A 17,353-nucleotide genomic window follows, 5' to 3' on the forward strand; every position below is an offset into this window, starting at 1 on the left:
GATGCGATGAGATCGCCGAGCCTGCGCAACACCACCCTGGCCCGCACCATGATCGCGGTTTTGGCCCTGCTGCTGTCTTCCCTCGCCGTTCCCCCGCCCGCAGCCCGGGCCGATGCCGCTCACGGCTCCCTGGTCGTGCGCACCGACCGCGGCTGGGTGCGCGGCGCGGCTCGCCGCGATGGCGTCCGGGTCTTCCAGCGCATCCCCTTCGCCGCCCCGCCGACGGGCGAGCTGCGCTGGCGTCCCCGACGGCCGGCCGAACGATGGCCCGGCGTGCGGGACGCCACCGCACCGGGCCGACCCTGCCCCCAACTGCCGCTGACGCTCCTCCCCGACGGCGGCCCCGTTCTGCCCGGCGAGTCCAACCGCACCGGCAGCACGACGGAGGACTGTCTGTACCTCAATGTGTGGACACCCGCCCGCACCGGCGGCCGGCCTCTCCCCGTGCTGGTGTGGCTGCACGGCGGCGGCAACGCCTACGGCGCCGGCAGCGACTACGACGGCTCGGCGCTGACCGCGCGCGGCGTGATCGTGGTGACCGTCAACTACCGCCTGGGAGCACTGGGGTTCCTCGCCCACCCCGCTCTTTCGTCGGAGAGCGGGGACCACGCCTCCGGCGACTACGGCTTGATGGATCAGCAGGCCGCGCTGCGCTGGGTTCGGCACAACATCGGCGCGTTCGGTGGCGACCACAACCGAGTGACCCTCGGCGGCCAGTCCGCCGGATCGGTGGACGCCTGCGCCCACATCGCCTCCCCGACCGCCGAAGGCCTGTTCCAGCGAGCGATTCAGCAGAGCGGGAGCTGCACCTCGGACGGCGGTCTGGCACCGCTCACGCTCGACGCGGCCGAGCAGAGAGGCAGCGACTTCGCGGCCTCGGTCGGCTGCGCGGACCCGACGACCGCGGCGACCTGTCTGCGCGCCCTGACCACCACCGAGCTCCTTCGCGGCAGCGGGACCGGGATCGCTTCCTTGTGGGGCCCGAACACCGGGCCACTGGTCCTCCCGCGTGCTCCGTACAGGGCATGGGCCGAGGGACGAGTGAACGCCGTCCCGACACTGAACGGCAACACCCATGACGAGTACAGGTACTTCACCGCGCTGTACGTGGATCTGCTCGGCGGCGGCCCCCTGACCGCCGCCTCGTACGCCGCCCTGATCGGGCTTCAGCACGGCAGCCGCGCAGCGGCCGTCCTGCACACCTATCCGGCCTCGGCGTATCCATCCCCGAACATGGCCTATTCCGCCGTCAACACGGACCAGCGGTTCGCCTGCCCGGCATGGGCCGACAGCCGGCTGTACGGCACCCGAGCGCCCGTCTACGCCTACGAGTTCCACGATCCCGAGGCTCCACCGTTCATCCCGGCACCGCACACCCCGCAGGGCGCGTTCCACGGCTCCGAACTGTCCTATCTCTTTCCCATGGACTCCGTGCGCCTGACGCCCGCCCAGCGGCGGCTGTCCGACACGATGACCGCCTACTGGGCACGGTTCGTGGCCACCGGCAACCCCAACGGCTCCCGTGCCCCCGCCTGGCCCCACTACACGGCCGAAGGGGACCGCATCCAGGTGCTGGTGCCGGACCGGGTCGCATCCACCGGCGGCTTCGCGACCGACCACCATTGCGCGTTCTGGCTCCCGTCCCCCACTGCCCCCGGGGGCCGTGCGATGACGTCGACGCAGCCGCGGCCGCGGCCGCAACAAGTCCTCGCCCTGGGATACGGCTGTCTGCGCGAACGGGCCCTGCGATGAGCATCCCCGACATCGACCTGTCCGGGATCGTCCAGACGTCGCCCACCACGGTGACACCGAGGTTCCGGCCCGCCGCCGCAGCCGATCAGGCCGTGTGTGGAACGACGCCGACCGGGCTGGTCACCCTGTTGACACCGAATGCGGTGACCCCTGAGTGTCGAACGCGCCCGTGAACCGCCCGATCCCGGTGCGGCGCGTGCCCGTTCGTCATTCCCTGTCCGTGACGTCGCGTGACACGGCGACCTCCCCCAAGGTCCCGCGCACCAGAACGTTGTGGTGAGCCGCGAGCGCCAGCAACGCGACGTGCAACGGCCCGGTCTCCAGGACGGCGCCCGGTTCGAACCAGCGGGCGACGGCGGTGCCGCTCGCCATTCTGAGTGTGAAGCGCGCCAGTTCGTCCGCAACGTCCGGGCGGTCGTTCAGCCCGAAGACGGCGCTCAGCGCATCCTGAGCCCAGGTCACCAGCGCGTCGCGGTAGTGGTGCACCTCGGCCACGGCCGCCGCGCTGGCGTCCTGCTGCACCATGCCCAGCCCCAGCAGCAGTTTCAGACCGTGCGGGTGGCGCTGGAAGGCGTCCTCGACCTCCCTGAGGAAGGCCTCCAGGCGCTGAGCGACATCGGCGCCGGGCACCTCGGCCGGGGGCAGGGCTGCCAGCAGCCCGGTCCTGGCGCGCTCCAGCACCGCGACATAGATCCCGTCCTTGCTGCCGAAGTGCCAGTAGATGGAGCTGGCCGGCAGGCCGCACTCGGAGGAAATCATGGAAATGGATGTGGCGGCGTAGCCGTACCGCGACATCAGTTCGCCGGCGGTGTCGAGAATTGCGTCACGGGACCGTGCGCCGCGGTCCTGGGCCGGTGCCTCCGTCATACAGCGGACTCTAGGCGAGAAGCTGCTCGCACTGCACCGCGGCCTTGTGGGACCGGGCAGCGACTGACTCCATCGCCGCGCAGCGTGCGCGCCTTCCCGGCTCACCCTTCTTGTTCCCCCCTGCGACGTACCCGTCCCCAAGCTCCCGGTGCCGACTGTGCGGCCCCTTAGGGTGAGCTGTGGGGAACGAAGATCGCCGCGGGTGAGCTGGTCACCTGCTGGGCAGGGGGGACGAGAGCGTGGCAGAACTGGTGGGCAGGTCGTCGGAACTCGCCCGGCTGGACGCCCTGCTTGCAGGCCTGGGCCGGTCCGACCTGCCGGAGGTCGTCGACATCGTCGGTGAACCCGGCATCGGAAAGAGCAGGTTGCTCGACGAACTGTGCGCGCGGGCCCGCAGGGTCGGCTTCACCGTACTGCGCGGCCGGGCCACGGAGTACGAACAGCACGTCCCCTACCAGCTGTTCACCGACGCGTTTGCCGATCCCGGCCCGCCGGACGCCGGCCCCGCCCTCGCCGAAGCGTGCTCGGTGCTGCACGGCATCCGGCAGGGCCCGGGCGACGGCTCCCCCGAAGGCTCCGCCGCCCGATTCGGGCTGCACCGTGCGATCGCCGCTTCCCTGACACACCTGAGCGAGCAGGGTCTGGTGCTTGCCCTGGACGACCTGCACTGGGCGGATCCCGCCTCCCGCGAGCTCGTCGACCACCTGATCCGGCACCCTGCGCGCGGACGCGTCCTGCTGGTGGTGGCCCGGCGGGTCCGGCAGACGCCGGCATCCCTGACCGCGGCGCTCACGCGCGGCGCGGCCAGCGGAGCCGTGCTCCAGCTCGCCCTGGAGCCGCTCTCGGAGCAGGAGTCCGTCCTGGCGCTGGCTCCCGACGTTCCCGAAGACCGGGCCAAGCAGCTGCACGCCGCCAGCGAGGGCAACCCCTTGTATCTGTTCGCCCTGGTGCACGCGTACCGCACAGGGGTGTCACCACACGGGCTCACGCCCGACGCACACGGCGACGCCATGGACCCGGCCGGCCTGCCCAGTGGGCTCGCAGCGCTGCTGCACGACGAGTTGGCCACGCTCACCGGGCCGCAGCGCCGGCTCGTCGAGGCGGTGGCGGCGCTCGGCGACCACGCGACGCCCACCTTGCTGACCGTGGCGACCGGGCTGTCCCCCCAGGACGTCGAGAACGAGACCGGTGCCCTGGTGGTGCGGGATCTGCTGCGCGCCGCGCCGGGCGGCCGGTGGGCGCTGCGCCATCCCCTGCTCCGGGCCCTGGTCTACGAGGGAACCGCGCCGGGGTGGCGTGCCGAGGTCCACCGCCGTGCCGCGCGCGAACTGGCCCGTGGCGGCGCTCCCGCCACCGAGCGGGCCCGCCACGTCGAACGGTCGCTGACCGGCTGGGACCCCCAGGCCACGGAGGTACTCATCGAGGCCGCCGCACGGTTCGCGTCGACCGCGCCGGGCACAGCCGCCCATCTGCTGGATGTCGTCCTCACTCGGATGCCGGACGGTCCCGACCGTTTCCGGCAACGCGGCGAACTGGTTCTGGCCCGCGCCCGCGCACTGGGCGTCAGCGGGAACCTCCAGGAGAGCCGGGACCTGCTGCACACCCTGATCGAGACGTCCGGCAAGGACCATCCCGATCTGCGTACGCAGGCCGTCGCCCAGTGCGCCGTGATGGAACGGCACCTCGGTCACTCCCCCGAGGCCACCGCTCTGCTGCGCCGTGAGCTGTCCCGCGATCCGGGCCCGTCCCCCACGCAGGCGGTCTCCCTGCAACTGGCCCTCGGGATGTCCGCCCTGCTGACCGCGTCCTATCCGGAGGCTCGCGAGGACGTCGCGCGGGCTGTCGCCGTCGCACGTTCCGACGACCACCCCGCCGGTGAGGCGGCGGCGCTGGCCCTGGCCGCCCTGGGCGAGGCGTACGAGGGAGAGACGGAGGCGGCGGGGCGTTTCGCCGATGCCGCCGGTTCACTCGCGGATGCGCTGACCGATCCCGGTCTGGCGGATCTGTGCGAGGCGCTGGTCTGGCTGGCCTGGGCGGAAACCCTGCTGGAGCGCTACGGCGACGCCGAGCGGCACATCACCCGAGGGCTCCGCATCGCCCGGCGCACCGGACAACTCCACGTCCTGCCCCACCTGTTGACGAGCCGGGCCTTCGTCCACCTCACCACCTGCCGACTGCCGTCCGCGCTGGAGGCCGCCGAGGAGGGGGAGTCCATCGCCCGGGCCGCGGGCAGCGACGACCTTCTGGGCTTCACCCTGGCCATCAAGACACTGGTGCTGTTGCTGGTGCGTCCGCTGGGGGACGGCAGCGCCCTGTCCACCGGTGAGGAGGCCGTCGCCGCGGCAGGCCGGAGCAGGGGCTGGTGGTCGTCCCTGGCCTGGTGCATGCTCGGGCACGCGACGTACGTGAGCGGCGACCCCCACCGAGCGCAGGAGGCCATCACGACGGCAGGCGGAGGTCCTGGACTGCCCCTGCTGCAACCCTCGATCCGCCCGGGGCAGCTCGACACCCTCGCGGCCGTGGCCCTCGCCGCCGGCGACGTCGACGCGGCCGGCGGCTGGGTCGCCCAGGCGACCCGCGAGGCCGACCGGCTCGGCCTCGACGGCCAGCGCGCGGCCGCCCTGCGCGCCCAGGCCACGCTGGCCGAGCACCACGGCGAGACCGACAGGGCCGTACGGCTCCTCGACGCGGCGGCACAGGAATACGTCCGCTGCGGCCAATCCCTGTGGGAGGCCTACTCCCTCCTGCGGGCGGCACCCTTGGTACAGCGCACGGGACAAGGAGCGCGCGCCGCCGCAATGTGGCGCCGAGCCCACCGGATCGCCGTCGACGGCGGCGCACGCCTGCTGGTGGACCTCGCCGAACTGATCCGGCCCCAGGTAGTGGCGGAGACGCCGACGGTGCCGGCGCAGCTCGCGGAGCTGACGGCCCGTGAGCTGGAGGTGGCGGAGCTGGTGGCGCAGGGGCTGAGCAACCAGGGCATCGCCGCTCGGCTCCATCTCAGCCGACGTACCGTCGAAACCCATCTGTCCTCGATCTACCGGAAGGCGTCGGTGCCGTCCCGCGCGGCCCTGGCCGGACTCATGACCCGAGTCGGGCTGGGAGCCGGATCCTGAGCGATGCCCGGTGATCACTCGCGCCCAGGACGAGCCCGGCGCAAGCTTCGAGGCAATGAACCCCGCGAAGAAGAACGTAGGGTATCGCACCTCCGCCGTGTCCGTCCAGGAGATGGAAGCGCTGGCGAACGAGGTCGCACTGCTGCGGGATGCCATGTTCCGAACAGGCTGGAACTCGCGCGCCGCCAAGATGCCCGGCATGCGAAAGATCCCGCCGCCTCCCGACGGCGTCACCGTGCCCGAGTAGCAGGACCGTCTGGCGGATCTGGCTGGCCGGCTGCTCGCTACGCCTGCGCCACGGCCGCTCTCCGGCTTCCGGCGTACGTCCGTCAGATCGCTGCCGGCGCGCCGCGTTCGTGACCATGACGCCGATGCGTACCGCCCCGCAGATCCACGGGAGCACCGGCCATCCCCTGTTCGGGCGGCCCGGCGGGCGCGTTCCTGCTCGCCGCCCGGTCGCATCCGCGTCAGCGTGCCGGGGCCGCGTGCTCGGGCACATCCGTGAAACCACGCATCACCGCACAGCCGGCTCGACACCTGGGACGCGGTGAAACACGTAGGCGGTTACGTGTTTCTACTGAGGCCGCTTCCCCCACGGCCGTCTACGGTCGGCAGTCGGACGGCTCGAGCGGTGCAGAGGGGATGGCGTGAAAGGCAACACCCAAAACATATGGGGAAGTTGGGTGACGCTCGTGGTGGCGGGGAGTCTGCTGGCCGGGTGTTCGACACAGGGGGCGGACGGCGGTTCCTCCCGGCGGACCGGGTCACCGGCGCACACTGCCTCGCCGGAAGCTGCGGCGCCCCCGTCGGGCGGCTCTTCCGCCACCCCCGCCTTCACACCCGACGCCGACCTCGTCCCCAGGACCTCGAAGGACGGACAGGACCTGGTGGACTCGGTGGTGTTCACTCCGGGCGACTGGGGCCGGGGCTTCGTCGCACAGAACCCGGCCGCGAGCACCCCGGGCACCTGGGCCGTGCTGGACGACAACTGCCGCTGGGAGCGAGAGAAGCTCCCCCGAGGTGTTCTGGCCAGCCTGTCCCGCTACAGCCGGCTGCCCGCCGGCGCAGGCAAAGGTGCCGTCAGGGTGACGGCCGCGGCCACCGCGCACTCCTTCGCTCTCGGCGCCGACGAACAGCTGAGCACCACCCTGGAGGAAGTCCTGCGCTGCCCGGAGCAACGGCCACGGGCCGACGAGCGGATCACGGGTCTGAACTCCCTCGGCACCCCCTTCGGCTCCCGAGAGCAGGACTACGCCGACGACTCGGTGCTGGAGAGCGGTCAGTACCTCGGGAAGGGCGGCAAAGCCCAGCCGTATCTGTGGATGGTCGCCCGGCTGGGCACGGTCGTCGCGGCCGTCTCCGTGACGGGCGGGCAGGGCCACACCCCGGAAGAACTCCAGAAACTGGGCAGCACGGCCCTGGGTCAGATGCTGGGGCGCGTCCAGCAGCGGTTGAAGGGAAAGTGATGGAGCCGCTGCGTACCTCGGACCCGTCCAGACTGGCGGGCCATCGGCTGCTCGGGCGGCTCGGCGCGGGGGGCATGGGTGTGGTGTACCTGGCCCGCTCGGCCGGCGGTTCGCTGGTCGCGCTGAAGGTGATCCAGGCCGAGTACGCCGAGGACGCCGGATTCCGGGAGCGGTTCCGGCGGGAGGCGGAGACGGCCGGCAGGATGACCAGCCCTTGGGTGGCGTCCCTGGTTGACGCGGACCCCGAGGCGGCGGAGCCCTGGCTGGCCACCGTCTTCGTGCCGGGGCCCTCGCTGGGAGAGGCCGTCGCCGTACAGGGGCCACTGCCCGTGCGGAGCCTGCGGGTGCTGGGTTCCCGGCTCGCCGAAGCGCTGCGGGAGCTCCACACGGTCGGTCTCGTGCACCGGGACGTCAAGCCGGGCAATGTGCTGCTGGCGCTCGACGGCCCCCGGCTGATCGACTTCGGTGTGGCCCGCGATCCGCAGGACACCGCGCTCACGTCGACCGGTGTCGTGGTCGGCACCCCCGGCTTCCTGGCACCGGAACAAGCCCAGGGCGGGCAGGAAGTGGGCCCGGCCGGCGACATCTTCTCGCTGGGCTGCGTGCTGACCCACGCGGCCACCGGCCGACCTCCCTTCGGTACCGGCTCCCTCGACGCGCTGCTGTACCGAACGGTGCACGACGCCCCCGATCTGGAGGGTGTTCCGCAGGAGCTCGCCGAAGTGGTGCGCGGCTGTCTGGAGAAGGACCCGCGGCAGCGGCCCACCGCCGAGGCGTTGTCGCTGGCTCTTGCGGCCGCCGAGCCCGTCGACCCGCGGGAGGTCCTCCGAGCGGTACGGCCTTCGGCGCAGCGGGACCGGGAACCCGGTGACGAGGACTGGTTGCCCGAGCCGTTGATCCGGCTGATCGCCGAACGGTCGGCCGCAGGGCTCGGGCTGCCCGCCGTCGATGACACCGAGGTCGCCTCCGAGTCCGCCGACACCACCGCGGCGGACGACGCGGACGAACGGCCATCAGGACGTGCCGTCGGCAGACGCCGTCTCCTCGTCCTCACCGGGGGCGCGGTGACCGTCGCGGCCGGAGGCGGTCTGGCCGCCTGGGCCGCGCTCTCCGGCGGCGGCAAGGGGAGCGGCTCCACCGCCGCCCCGACGGCGAACGGGCCCGTGCACACGATCGGACTGCACGCCGATCTGAGCGGTGACCACAAGGCGGTGGGCCGGGCTCAGGAGCGGGGACTGCGGCTCGCGGTCGACGAGTTCAACTCCCGTGACGACAGGCCGTTCACGCTCGCCGTGCGGACGGTGGACGACGGCGGGGTTCCGGCCAGGGCCCCGGTGGTGGCCAAGCGACTGGTCGCCGACCGTTCCGTGCTGGCCGTGATCGGTCCCACCACGGACGAGACCGCCCTGGCCTCGCTGACGACGTACGACGCCGGGTCGTTGCCCCTCATCGCGGTGTCACCCGGCGCCACCGTGCTCGGCGTGACGGGCAGCCGGTCGTTCCTCCACGCCCGCGTGACGGACACGATCCTGCCGTTCTATCTCCGCGCCTATCTGCACGGCAGCGCGAAGTCGCGCACGATCGGAATCGTCGACGACCGGGCGGCGGACGCGTACGCATGGGAGATCAGCAGCTCGCTGTGCCGCATGCTTCACCAGGACCGGCAGCCGGTCGTCCCCAAGGTGGTCAGCGCGTTGCGCAGGGACTTCGGACCGACGCTCGACGCCCTGCTCGACGGCGGCGCGGACTCCGTGGTCTTCGCCGGATACCACGACCGCGCCGCGCTGCTGGCCCACGAACTGACGCATCGTCACTTCGCGGGCGCGCGAGCCGCCGCCCAGGGAGTGCTCGACACCCGGTTCCTGTCCGCCGCCGGGGACGCGGCCGACGGCTGGGTGATCGTCGCCCCCGTCATGGACGCATCCGTGGCACCCGAGGCCAAGACGTTCGCGGCCGCGTACCGCAGGCGTTTCGACGCCGAGCCGGAACGGTATGCCGTCGAGGCGTACGACGTGGCCCGGATGATCGTGCAGGCTCTGCGATCGCTCTCCGCCGGGCGCGTGACCCGGCAGAACCTGACGACGGCGCTGCGCGCGGCCTCGTACAAGGGGATCACGAAGAACCTCGCCTTCGACAAGAAGACCGGGGCACTGGTCATCGACGGCCGCGGCGTCTACCTGTGGAAGGTCGACGGCGGCCGGTTCCGGTACCAGGGCGCGGCACCGTTCCAGGTGTCCACCTGATGGGACGCTGATGGAGCCGTTGCGCGGCGCCGACCCGGCCGGGATCGCGGGCTACCGGCTGCTGCGCCGGCTGGGCGCGGGCGGCATGGGCGTGGTGTACCTGGCGCGCTCCGGATCGGGCTCACTGGCCGCGTTGAAGGTCATCCGCGCCGCGCATGCGGACGATCCGGGCTTCCGGGCCCGTTTCCGCCGTGAGGTGGAGACGGCGGGCCGGGTCGCCAGCCCCTGGGTCGTGCCGCTGCTCGACGCGGACCCGGACGCGGAGTCGCCGTGGCTCGCCACGGCGTTCGTGCCGGGCCCCTCGCTGGCGGAGGCGGTCGAGGAGTGCGGGCCGCTGCCGTACCGCTCGGTGCGGTTCCTGGGGGCCCGCCTCGCCGAGGCGCTGGAGGCCGTGCACGGGGCGGGTCTGGTGCACCGGGACGTCAAGCCGGGCAATGTGCTGCTCGCGGTCGACGGACCGCGGGTGATCGACTTCGGAATCGCCCGGACGCCGGAGGACACCGCGCTCACCGCCAGTGGGATGGTGGTCGGCTCCCCCGGGTTCCTCTCCCCCGAACAGGCCCAGGGCCGGGGCAGGGAGATCGGTCCGGCCAGCGACGTCTTTTCGCTCGGCTGCTTGCTGGCATTCGCCGCGACGGGCGAACGCCCCTTCGGCCGGGGCTCCGCGGCCGAGGCGCTGGTGCGTACGGTCCACGACGAACCTGACCTGGACGGCGTACCGGCGCCGCTGCTGCCGCTGCTGCGGAACTGCCTGGCCAAGGAGCCGGGATCCCGGCCCCCCGTGGCCGACATCCGGCGAGCCCTGGACGGGACGGAGCCGCACGGCCCGGACCGGGAGGGCGGGGGCTGGTTGCCCGAATCGTCCACCCGGCTGATCGCGCGCCGTTCGACCGCCGCTCTCGCCCTGCCCGCCGTCGAGGCGACCGAGGTGTCCGGTGCTCCGCCCGGCATCGACACCGTGCCCGGCTCGGAGGAGCCTTCGAAGAGCGTCACCCGACGCCGCTTCCTGGTGCTGGGCTCGGCGGCCGGGGTCCTGGCGGCGGGCGCGACGGCGGCCTGGTGGACGGCGGACCGCCCCGGTCGCGCATCGGCGCGGAGTGGCGGCTCCCGGCTTCCGCAGATGGTGGTCGCGCTGCACGCCGATCTGACGGGCGGACAGAAGACGGCAGGGCTCGCCCAGGAGGACGGTGTCCGGCTCGCCGTCGACCGTCTCAACTCCCGTACCGGCCGCGGCTTCGACCTCGCGCTCCAGGTGCACGACGACGCCGGCAGCCCGACCCGGGCGCGACGGCTCGCGCGGCAGCTCGCGGCCGACGGCCGGGTCCGCGCGGTGATCGGGCCGACCACCGACGCCTGTGCCGAGGCCGTCCTCGCCGAATACCAGAAGGCTCTGCTGCCCCTGGTCTCCGTATCGGTCGGGCTCGAAGGGGTGTCGTCCTTCAAGTACCGGACGTACGCGGCCACCCGGCCTCCCGACCGCGACCTGGCGGCGCCCCTGGTCGCGTACCTCGTCCGCACCGCCCGGGCCCGCAGGACGCTGTTGATCGACGACGCGGTCGAGGGAGACTTCAGCTGGAACATCTGCGCGTCGGTCGGTGATGCCATGCGCTCCGTGCGGCACGCGACGACCCGGCGTACCCTCGCCGCCGAGGACGACACCGCCCACGACTTCCGTGCCCTCGCCGAGTCGGTGACCGACGCGAAAGCGGACGCGGTGGTGTTCGCCGGCGGGCCTGCGCGTGCCGCGAAACTGGCGGTCGCGCTGCGCGGCGCCGGCTACGCGGGTGCGCGACTGGCCACCGAGCGCGCTCTGGACCCCCGCTTCCTCACCGCGGCCGGTGACGCGGCCGAGGGATGGGTCTTCGCCGCCCCCTTCCTCGATCCGACGCGGGTGACGGCCGCGAAGCCCTTCGTCACCGCCTACCGCGAACGATTCGGCACCGCTCCGCCCTGGTACTCCGCCGAGGCCTACGACGCGGCGCTGTTCCTGGGGCGCGCGATGACGACGCCGGGCGCGTCCCGCGCGGCACGCGGCACGATCGTGCGACGGCTGCGCGACACGGACTACCGCGGGATCACCAAGAGGCTGCACTACACGTCGTCGAGCGCCGGCTACACCGTGAAGGCGCTGTACCTCTTCCAGGCGTCCGGCGGCCGCTTCCGCTTTCTCGGCCAGTACGAGGACGTCACGGCCTGAGCAGGTGCGGGGACGCGAGCCGACCGGACCGCCCGGCCGCGTCACGCATCCTCGGCCGCTGTCACGTAGGTCCAGCCGTGCCGAACGTTTCTGCGATCGCGGGAGTCGACGCGAGTGACGTCAGGCCCTCCGTTGGTGCGCGAGAGCAATCCGCTGATCAGCGTGCGGTACGCGAAGAAGAGCGTCGCGGCCACGGTCACGACGAAGGCGATGTAAGGCCCGTATCCCGTGCTCGTGGCGGTGCGGACCACGTGGACGAAGCCGTAGCCGCTGAGGACCGTCGCCAGAGCGCACACCTTCAACCACCACCGGTGCCTGCGGCGCTCACTGCGCACTTCGGCGAACGAGGGGAGAGCCACCAGGAGTCGAGCGCCGCAGTGGTCGCAGGTCGCGTGGGTCTCGTTCCTGTTCTGCTCGAAGCGCTCCAGCCGACCCGCCTCGTCGTTGGTGAGGCCGATCGTCCGCGTGTGATGGTGACCGACCTCCTGGCTGACGATGTGCGTGATCCTGTACTCGAAGGTCCCCGACACCTCTGCGGCCACGGCTCCCGCCCCTTCCCCCTGGTCCGGTTCTCCTTCGATTCTCCGGCCGACGCGGCGGCGTACCGCCGCGATCGCACCGCCCGGAACAACCCTGTGACGCCACTGGGAAGTTCTGCTGACGAAGGGCTACCGCCGCCCTGCGACCAGGTACCGGGCCCGCCACTGCGGCAGGCAGTCGTGGAGGTACAGCGCGAAGGGGACCCACCAGATCAGATCGTTGGTGACGAGAATGACGCCGGAGGCCAGGGGCCACTCGCCGGTGAGGGCCAGCCACAGCCAGCCGAGCGGGCCGAGGACCTTGCCGGCCAGGCCGACCGCCGCGACGGCGAAGCCCTCGGCGGGGCGGAGGGCCACGTCCAGATAGAGCAGCCCGTACAGGCCGAGCACCATGCCCAGCGACATGAAGATCTGGGGGTGGTTCTGCGGGGGCATGTCGGCTACGCGGAACAGCCATTGCGGGTCGACGGCCGCGTAGCAGCCCCAGACGATGTTGTAGACGCCGGCCGCCGCGAAGACCCGTCGGTGCAGCCGCTCACGGGTAACGGGCGAAGTCTCACGTGAGGTGAACACGGCCCTATTGTCGTGTCCACGTGCCGGTAGCATGCCACCGCATGGGGGAATCGAACATCGTCGTGGTCGGGGGCAGCGGCTTCTACGGCCGGTACGTCGTCGCCGATCTGCTGCGCCGGCCCGACGTTCGCGTCACCGTCGTCTCCCGCAGACCGCCGCATCCCCCCTTCGCGTCCGAACGGGTCTCCTGGGTCGCCGGCGACCGCGACGATCCGAAGCGGCTGGGCGACCTCCTGGGTGACGCGGTCGCGCTCGTGCACTGCGCGGGCCCGTTCCAGGCCCTCGACGGCGCCGGCACCCACCCGCTCGGACCGCTGCGGGCGGCGGTGACCGCCGGGGTTCCGTACGTCGACATCTGCGAGGACCGCGCCTTTCTACACGCGGCAGCGGCGGTGGCCCGCTCGGCGACGGCTCCCGTCCTCACCGGGGCGTCCGTCGTGCCGGGCCTCCAGGCGCTGATCGTCCACGACCTCGCACACGGGATGGACCGTGTCGACGGCGTCCTGTGCTGTGCCGCTCCCGACACCCGGCGGCACCGCGGCCCGGCGATGTTCGAGGCGATGATGCATGGCGCCGGGCTCCCGTTCACCGCTCCTCGCGAGGGCGTACCCACCGTGGTGCACGGCTGGTCCGAGCCCGAGTGGACAGTGTTCCCGCCGCCGGTCGGCAGACGGCTGGTCCACCAGGTGTACGAGATGGCCGACCTGGATGTCCTGGCCGAACTGTGCGGTGCCCGCACGATCGCTTTCAAGGCCGGTACCGAATTCACCGCGGTCAACCGGGCCTTGGGGCTCTTCGCCACTCTGCGGGCCCGCACCGGGCGGCCCCGCGCCACCCGGCACTGGACGCCGCTGGTGCGCGCGGCGTCGTGGCTCGTCGGACGGGTCGGCGACGAGGCAGGCGGCTTCACGGTCACCGTGAGCGGGGAGCGCGATGGGCGGCCGGTCACCCGCCGGTTGGGGATGACGGCCCGGCAGGACGGCGGTCGCATTCCCTCACTGCTCGCCGGCATCGCCGTCGACCACCTGCTGGCAGACCGACTCCGCACCGCCGGCCTCGTCCCGCTCCATTCCTGGCTGGCACCGCAGGAGCTGCGTGCCGCGCTGCGCGACCGCGGGATCGACCTGTGGAGGAGTGACGACGAGGACGGCTGGCGCCCCTGGGAGGAGTGACAAGCCGTCAGGCTGCCACTTCCTGTCTCCCTATGCGTGGTGCTTGGGCTGTCCACTCGATCGGCAATCGTCGCCAGCAATGCCAGGACCAGGAGTTTTCCCCATGGGCGGGCGCCAGTTCCTTGGACCGCACGCTCAGCTCCGGGCAGGCGAATCGCCGCGTGGTGCCAGGTGACCTCCGACCGCGACGCGGTCGGCAGCGGATCGGTCGGCGTGGCGTGCAGACAGAACCTCAGTCCGGTGGGTCCGCTTGGTGCTCCTCCGCTGCGAGCAGGCCCACCGGATGGCGGCCGGCCGGCTGCTGCGGCTCGGGGCGCACAGGTGCCGAGGGCATCGGCCGGTCCACCGGGGCGTCGGTGGTCACGGTCAGCGGTTCCCCGTGATGCAGCAGAAGCAGCGGATCACCCTCCACCAGCCGGTATCGCGCATGGGCCGGGCCGATGTCCACCTTCAGCCTGCGTCCGCGTACCAGCACCGTGAACGCCACCCTGGACAGCGCTTCCGGCAAGCGCGGCGCGAACGCCAGCTGGTCCGGCTTGCCTTCCTCGCCGATGTACCGGCGCAAGCCGCCGAAACCGACGACCAGGGCGATCCACGTCCCGGCGAGGGACGCGATGTGCAGCCCGTCACGGGTGTTGTGCTCCAGATCGTCCAGGTCCATCAGCGCGGCCTCGGCGAGGTAGGCGTAGGCCAGCCGCAGGTGCCCGGTCTCGGCGGCCAGCACCGCCTGGCAGCACGCCGACAGGGACGAGTCGCGGACGGTGAGCGCGTCGTAGTAGGCGAAGTTGCGCGCCTTCTGCTCGGCGGAGAAGAGGTGGGGGCACTCCAGCATCGCCAGCACCACATCGGCCTGCTTCACGACCTGCTTGCGATACAGGTCGAAGTAGGGGTAGTGCAGCAGCAGCGGGTAGTTCTCGGGCGGGGTCGCCTCGAAGTCCCAGCGCTGGAAACTCGTGAACCCGGCGGACTGTTCGTGCACGCCGAGGGACTCGTTGTACGGCATGGCCATACGCGCCGCGGCGTCCCGCCACACGGCGGTCTCCTCGTCGTCGACACCGAGTTCCGCGGCCCGGTCGGGATGACGCGCGGCCGCTTCTGCGGCGGCCAGCAGGTTCTGCCGGGCCAGCAGGTTGGTGTACAGGTTGTCGCGGGCGATGGCGCTGTACTCGTCGGGTCCGGTGACCCCGTCGATGTGGAACACGCCTTCCGGGTCGTGGTGTCCGAGGGAGCGCCACAGTCGAGCGGTGTCCACGAGGAGGTCGAACCCCTCACCGCGCTCGAAGTCCTCGTCCCCCGTCACCATGACGTACCGGACGGCGGCCAGGGCGATGTCGGCGTTGATGTGGAAGGCAGCCGTACCGGCCGGCCAGTAGGCGGAGCTTTCGCCGCCGTCGATCGTCCGCCAGGGAAACGCCGCTCCCGTAAGGCCCAGCTGGCTCGCGCGTTCCCGGGCCGCCGGCAGCATCTGGTGCCGCCATCTCAGTGCCGACGCGACGGTCTCCGGCGCGGTGAACGTCAGGACCGGCAGCACGTAGGACTCGGTGTCCCAGAAGGAGTGCCCGTCGTACCCGGTTCCGGTCAGGCCTTTCGCGGGAATGGCCCGGTTCTCACCGCGGGCCGCCGCCTGGAGCACGTGGAAGAGAGCGAACCGCACCGCCTGCTGGATCTGCGCGTCGCCCTCGACCTCGACGTCCGCGCCGGCCCAGAAGCGGTCCAGGTACGCCCGTTGCGCGGCGACCAGCCCGTCCCACCCCGTGCTGACCGCGGCCGCCACGGCTCCGTCCACCTGGTCGTGCACGGCCGGCAGCGAACGCTCCCCCGACCAGCCGTAGGCCACGAACTTGACCAGCCGCAGCGGCTGCCCGGGCACCAGGTCCGCGGTCACCGTCAGCCGGCTGACATCAGGCTCGCTCTGCGCCGTCCAACGAGTGCTCTCGGGCCCCTCGATGAGATGGTCGGCCGCTGCTGCCACCCGCAGTACGCTGCGGCTGGTGCAGTGCACGAGCCGCAGGCGGGTGTCCTGCGCGAAGTGCTCCTCGGCGTTCAGCGGGGACTCGATCGCCGCGGCCACGCGCGGGTCGCCCTTCAGGCCGGGCAGTTGTTCGTTGGCGACCAGCTCGGACTGCACGGCCACCGTGGTCGGTCCGTCGATCGGCTCGACCTCGTACACGATGGCGGCCACCGCGCGTTGGGTGAAGGACACGAGCCGCTGTGACGTGATCCGGACCGTGCGGCCGCCGGGCGATGTCCACCGGGCCGTGCGGCTGAGCACGCCGGACCGGAAGTCCAGAACCCGTTCGTGCGCCACCAGCCGGCCGTAGCGCAGATCGCACGGGTGGTCGTCGACCAGCAGCCGGATGACCTTGCCGTCGGTGACGTTGATCATCGTCTGGCCGGACTCGGGATATCCGTAGCCCGCTTCCGCGTAGGGCAGCGGATGCCGCTCGTGCACGCCGTTGAGGTAGGCGCCGGGCAGCCCGTGCGGCTCTCCCTCGTCGAGGTTGCCGCGCCACCCGATGTGCCCGTTGGACAGCGCGAACACCGACTCGCTCTGGGCGAGCACGTCCAGGTTCAGCTCGGTCTCGCGCAGGCACCACGGCTCGACCGTGTAGCTGGGATGGGTGATCATCGCGGCTGCAGAAGTTCGGCCAGGTCACGGACCACGATGTCCGCCCCGTGCGCCCGTAGCTGATCCGCCTGGCCCACCCTGTCGACGCCCACGACCACGCCGAACCGTCCGGCTCGCCCGGCCTCGACCCCGGCCAGGGCGTCTTCGAACACCGCGGCCGCGTCCGGATCCGTTCCGAGGACGCGGGCCGCCTCCAGGTAGGTGTCCGGGGCGGGCTTGCCCCGCAGGCGGCGCTCGGTCGCCACCACTCCGTCGATCCGTTGGTCGAACAGGTCCTCGATGCCGGCCGCTGCCAGGACGTCCCGGCAGTTCGCACTGGACGACACCACCGCGCAGCGCAGGCCGGCCTCCCGCACCGCGTGGACGAAGCGGACCGAGCCCTCGTAAGGTTCCACCCCGTCCTCGCGGATCCGGCGCAGCACCAGGTCGTTCTTGCGGTTGCCCAGGCCGTTCACCGTCTCCGCCTGCGGCGTGTCGTCCGGCGTTCCCTCGGGCAGGTGCACCCCGCGTGCGGCCAGGAACGTGCGCACGCCGTCCGCACGGGGTCGCCCGTCCACATACTCGTCGTAGTCGTCCACCGCGTCGAAGGGCACGAACTGGGTCCCCTCACGTGTCGCGCGCTCGCGGAGATAGGTGTCGAACATCTCCTTCCAGGCGGCCGCGTGCACCTTCGCGGTCTGGGTGAGGACACCGTCGAGGTCGAACAGACAGGAACGGACACGAGCAGGAAGCCCCAGCATGTCGCCGAGGGTAGGAGGCGTCCGCGGCCGCTCGCGTCAGGCCACCGTCCGGCACGCCG

At 72.1% G+C, this 17,353-nt stretch carries 12 protein-coding genes; 7 read left to right on the plus strand and 5 right to left on the minus strand.

Annotated features, from left to right (window positions below; translation table 11 throughout):
* Window positions 1-6: 6 nt before the first annotated feature.
* Window positions 7-1,752, plus strand: a complete 1,746-nt coding sequence (locus ACIRVH_RS17880; protein ID WP_403953847.1) for a carboxylesterase/lipase family protein — start codon at window positions 7-9, stop codon at window positions 1,750-1,752.
* Window positions 1,753-1,959: 207 nt separating this feature from the next.
* Here the strand turns inward: ACIRVH_RS17880 and ACIRVH_RS17885 are convergent, their stop codons facing one another.
* The gene (locus ACIRVH_RS17885; protein WP_403953850.1) at window positions 1,960-2,619 is read right to left on the minus strand and encodes a TetR/AcrR family transcriptional regulator; all 660 of its coding nucleotides are present in this window, start codon (window positions 2,617-2,619) and stop codon (window positions 1,960-1,962) included.
* 239 nt (window positions 2,620-2,858) lie between these two features.
* Between ACIRVH_RS17885 and ACIRVH_RS17890 the strand changes: the two genes are divergently transcribed.
* From ACIRVH_RS17890 to ACIRVH_RS17910, 5 genes are all read left to right on the plus strand, one after another.
* Window positions 2,859-5,735 (plus strand): helix-turn-helix transcriptional regulator, encoded by a 2,877-nt coding sequence (locus ACIRVH_RS17890; protein WP_403953852.1) that lies wholly within the window; start codon window positions 2,859-2,861, stop codon window positions 5,733-5,735.
* 10 nt (window positions 5,736-5,745) lie between these two features.
* The gene (locus ACIRVH_RS17895) at window positions 5,746-5,982 is read left to right on the plus strand and encodes a hypothetical protein (protein WP_403953855.1); all 237 of its coding nucleotides are present in this window, start codon (window positions 5,746-5,748) and stop codon (window positions 5,980-5,982) included.
* Between the two features lie 436 nt (window positions 5,983-6,418).
* On the plus strand, window positions 6,419-7,201 hold the full coding sequence (locus ACIRVH_RS17900; protein ID WP_403953857.1) for a hypothetical protein: 783 nt from the start codon (window positions 6,419-6,421) through the stop codon (window positions 7,199-7,201).
* Window positions 7,201-9,444 (plus strand): bifunctional serine/threonine-protein kinase/ABC transporter substrate-binding protein, encoded by a 2,244-nt coding sequence (locus tag ACIRVH_RS17905; protein ID WP_403953859.1) that lies wholly within the window; start codon window positions 7,201-7,203, stop codon window positions 9,442-9,444. Before ACIRVH_RS17900 ends, ACIRVH_RS17905 begins: the two co-directional genes overlap by 1 nt.
* A 10-nt stretch (window positions 9,445-9,454) precedes the next feature.
* On the plus strand, window positions 9,455-11,641 hold the full coding sequence (locus ACIRVH_RS17910; RefSeq protein ID WP_403953861.1) for a bifunctional serine/threonine-protein kinase/ABC transporter substrate-binding protein: 2,187 nt from the start codon (window positions 9,455-9,457) through the stop codon (window positions 11,639-11,641).
* A 41-nt stretch (window positions 11,642-11,682) separates the two neighbouring features.
* Here ACIRVH_RS17910 and ACIRVH_RS17915 read toward each other — a convergent pair whose 3' ends face one another.
* Both ACIRVH_RS17915 and ACIRVH_RS17920 read right to left on the minus strand, forming a co-directional pair.
* Window positions 11,683-12,183 carry a hypothetical protein gene (locus ACIRVH_RS17915; protein ID WP_403953862.1) on the minus strand — a complete coding sequence of 167 codons (501 nt, stop codon included), beginning with the start codon at window positions 12,181-12,183 and terminating at the stop codon, window positions 11,683-11,685.
* Window positions 12,184-12,309: 126 nt separating this feature from the next.
* A complete protein-coding gene (locus ACIRVH_RS17920) occupies window positions 12,310-12,753 on the minus strand; it encodes a hypothetical protein (protein ID WP_403953865.1) in 444 nt (147 codons plus the stop codon).
* Window positions 12,754-12,794: 41 nt separating this feature from the next.
* Between ACIRVH_RS17920 and ACIRVH_RS17925 the strand changes: the two genes are divergently transcribed.
* Window positions 12,795-13,925 (plus strand): saccharopine dehydrogenase NADP-binding domain-containing protein, encoded by a 1,131-nt coding sequence (locus tag ACIRVH_RS17925; protein ID WP_403953868.1) that lies wholly within the window; start codon window positions 12,795-12,797, stop codon window positions 13,923-13,925.
* Window positions 13,926-14,157: 232 nt separating this feature from the next.
* Here the strand turns inward: ACIRVH_RS17925 and ACIRVH_RS17930 are convergent, their stop codons facing one another.
* Both ACIRVH_RS17930 and ACIRVH_RS17935 read right to left on the minus strand, forming a co-directional pair.
* Window positions 14,158-16,554 carry a glycoside hydrolase family 65 protein gene (locus ACIRVH_RS17930; protein ID WP_403953871.1) on the minus strand — a complete coding sequence of 799 codons (2,397 nt, stop codon included), beginning with the start codon at window positions 16,552-16,554 and terminating at the stop codon, window positions 14,158-14,160.
* The gene (locus tag ACIRVH_RS17935; RefSeq protein WP_403953874.1) at window positions 16,551-17,294 is read right to left on the minus strand and encodes an HAD family hydrolase; all 744 of its coding nucleotides are present in this window, start codon (window positions 17,292-17,294) and stop codon (window positions 16,551-16,553) included. The genes ACIRVH_RS17930 and ACIRVH_RS17935 overlap by 4 nt, the downstream gene beginning before the upstream one ends.
* Between the last annotated feature and the right edge of the window lie 59 nt (window positions 17,295-17,353).

Origin of the sequence: Streptomyces sp. NPDC101165 (assembly GCF_044768135.1) — a bacterium.
GTDB lineage: Bacteria > Actinomycetota > Actinomycetes > Streptomycetales > Streptomycetaceae > Streptomyces.

Coding starts and splice junctions, on each gene's coding strand:
- ACIRVH_RS17885 (WP_403953850.1), bottom strand. CDS start 2,619: ATGACGGAGGCACCGGCCCAGGACCGCGGCGCACGGTCCCGTGACGCA.
- ACIRVH_RS17905 (WP_403953859.1), top strand. CDS start 7,201: ATGGAGCCGCTGCGTACCTCGGACCCGTCCAGACTGGCGGGCCATCGG.
- ACIRVH_RS17880 (WP_403953847.1), top strand. CDS start 7: ATGAGATCGCCGAGCCTGCGCAACACCACCCTGGCCCGCACCATGATC.
- ACIRVH_RS17925 (WP_403953868.1), top strand. CDS start 12,795: ATGGGGGAATCGAACATCGTCGTGGTCGGGGGCAGCGGCTTCTACGGC.
- ACIRVH_RS17935 (WP_403953874.1), bottom strand. CDS start 17,294: ATGCTGGGGCTTCCTGCTCGTGTCCGTTCCTGTCTGTTCGACCTCGAC.
- ACIRVH_RS17910 (WP_403953861.1), top strand. CDS start 9,455: ATGGAGCCGTTGCGCGGCGCCGACCCGGCCGGGATCGCGGGCTACCGG.
- ACIRVH_RS17930 (WP_403953871.1), bottom strand. CDS start 16,554: ATGATCACCCATCCCAGCTACACGGTCGAGCCGTGGTGCCTGCGCGAG.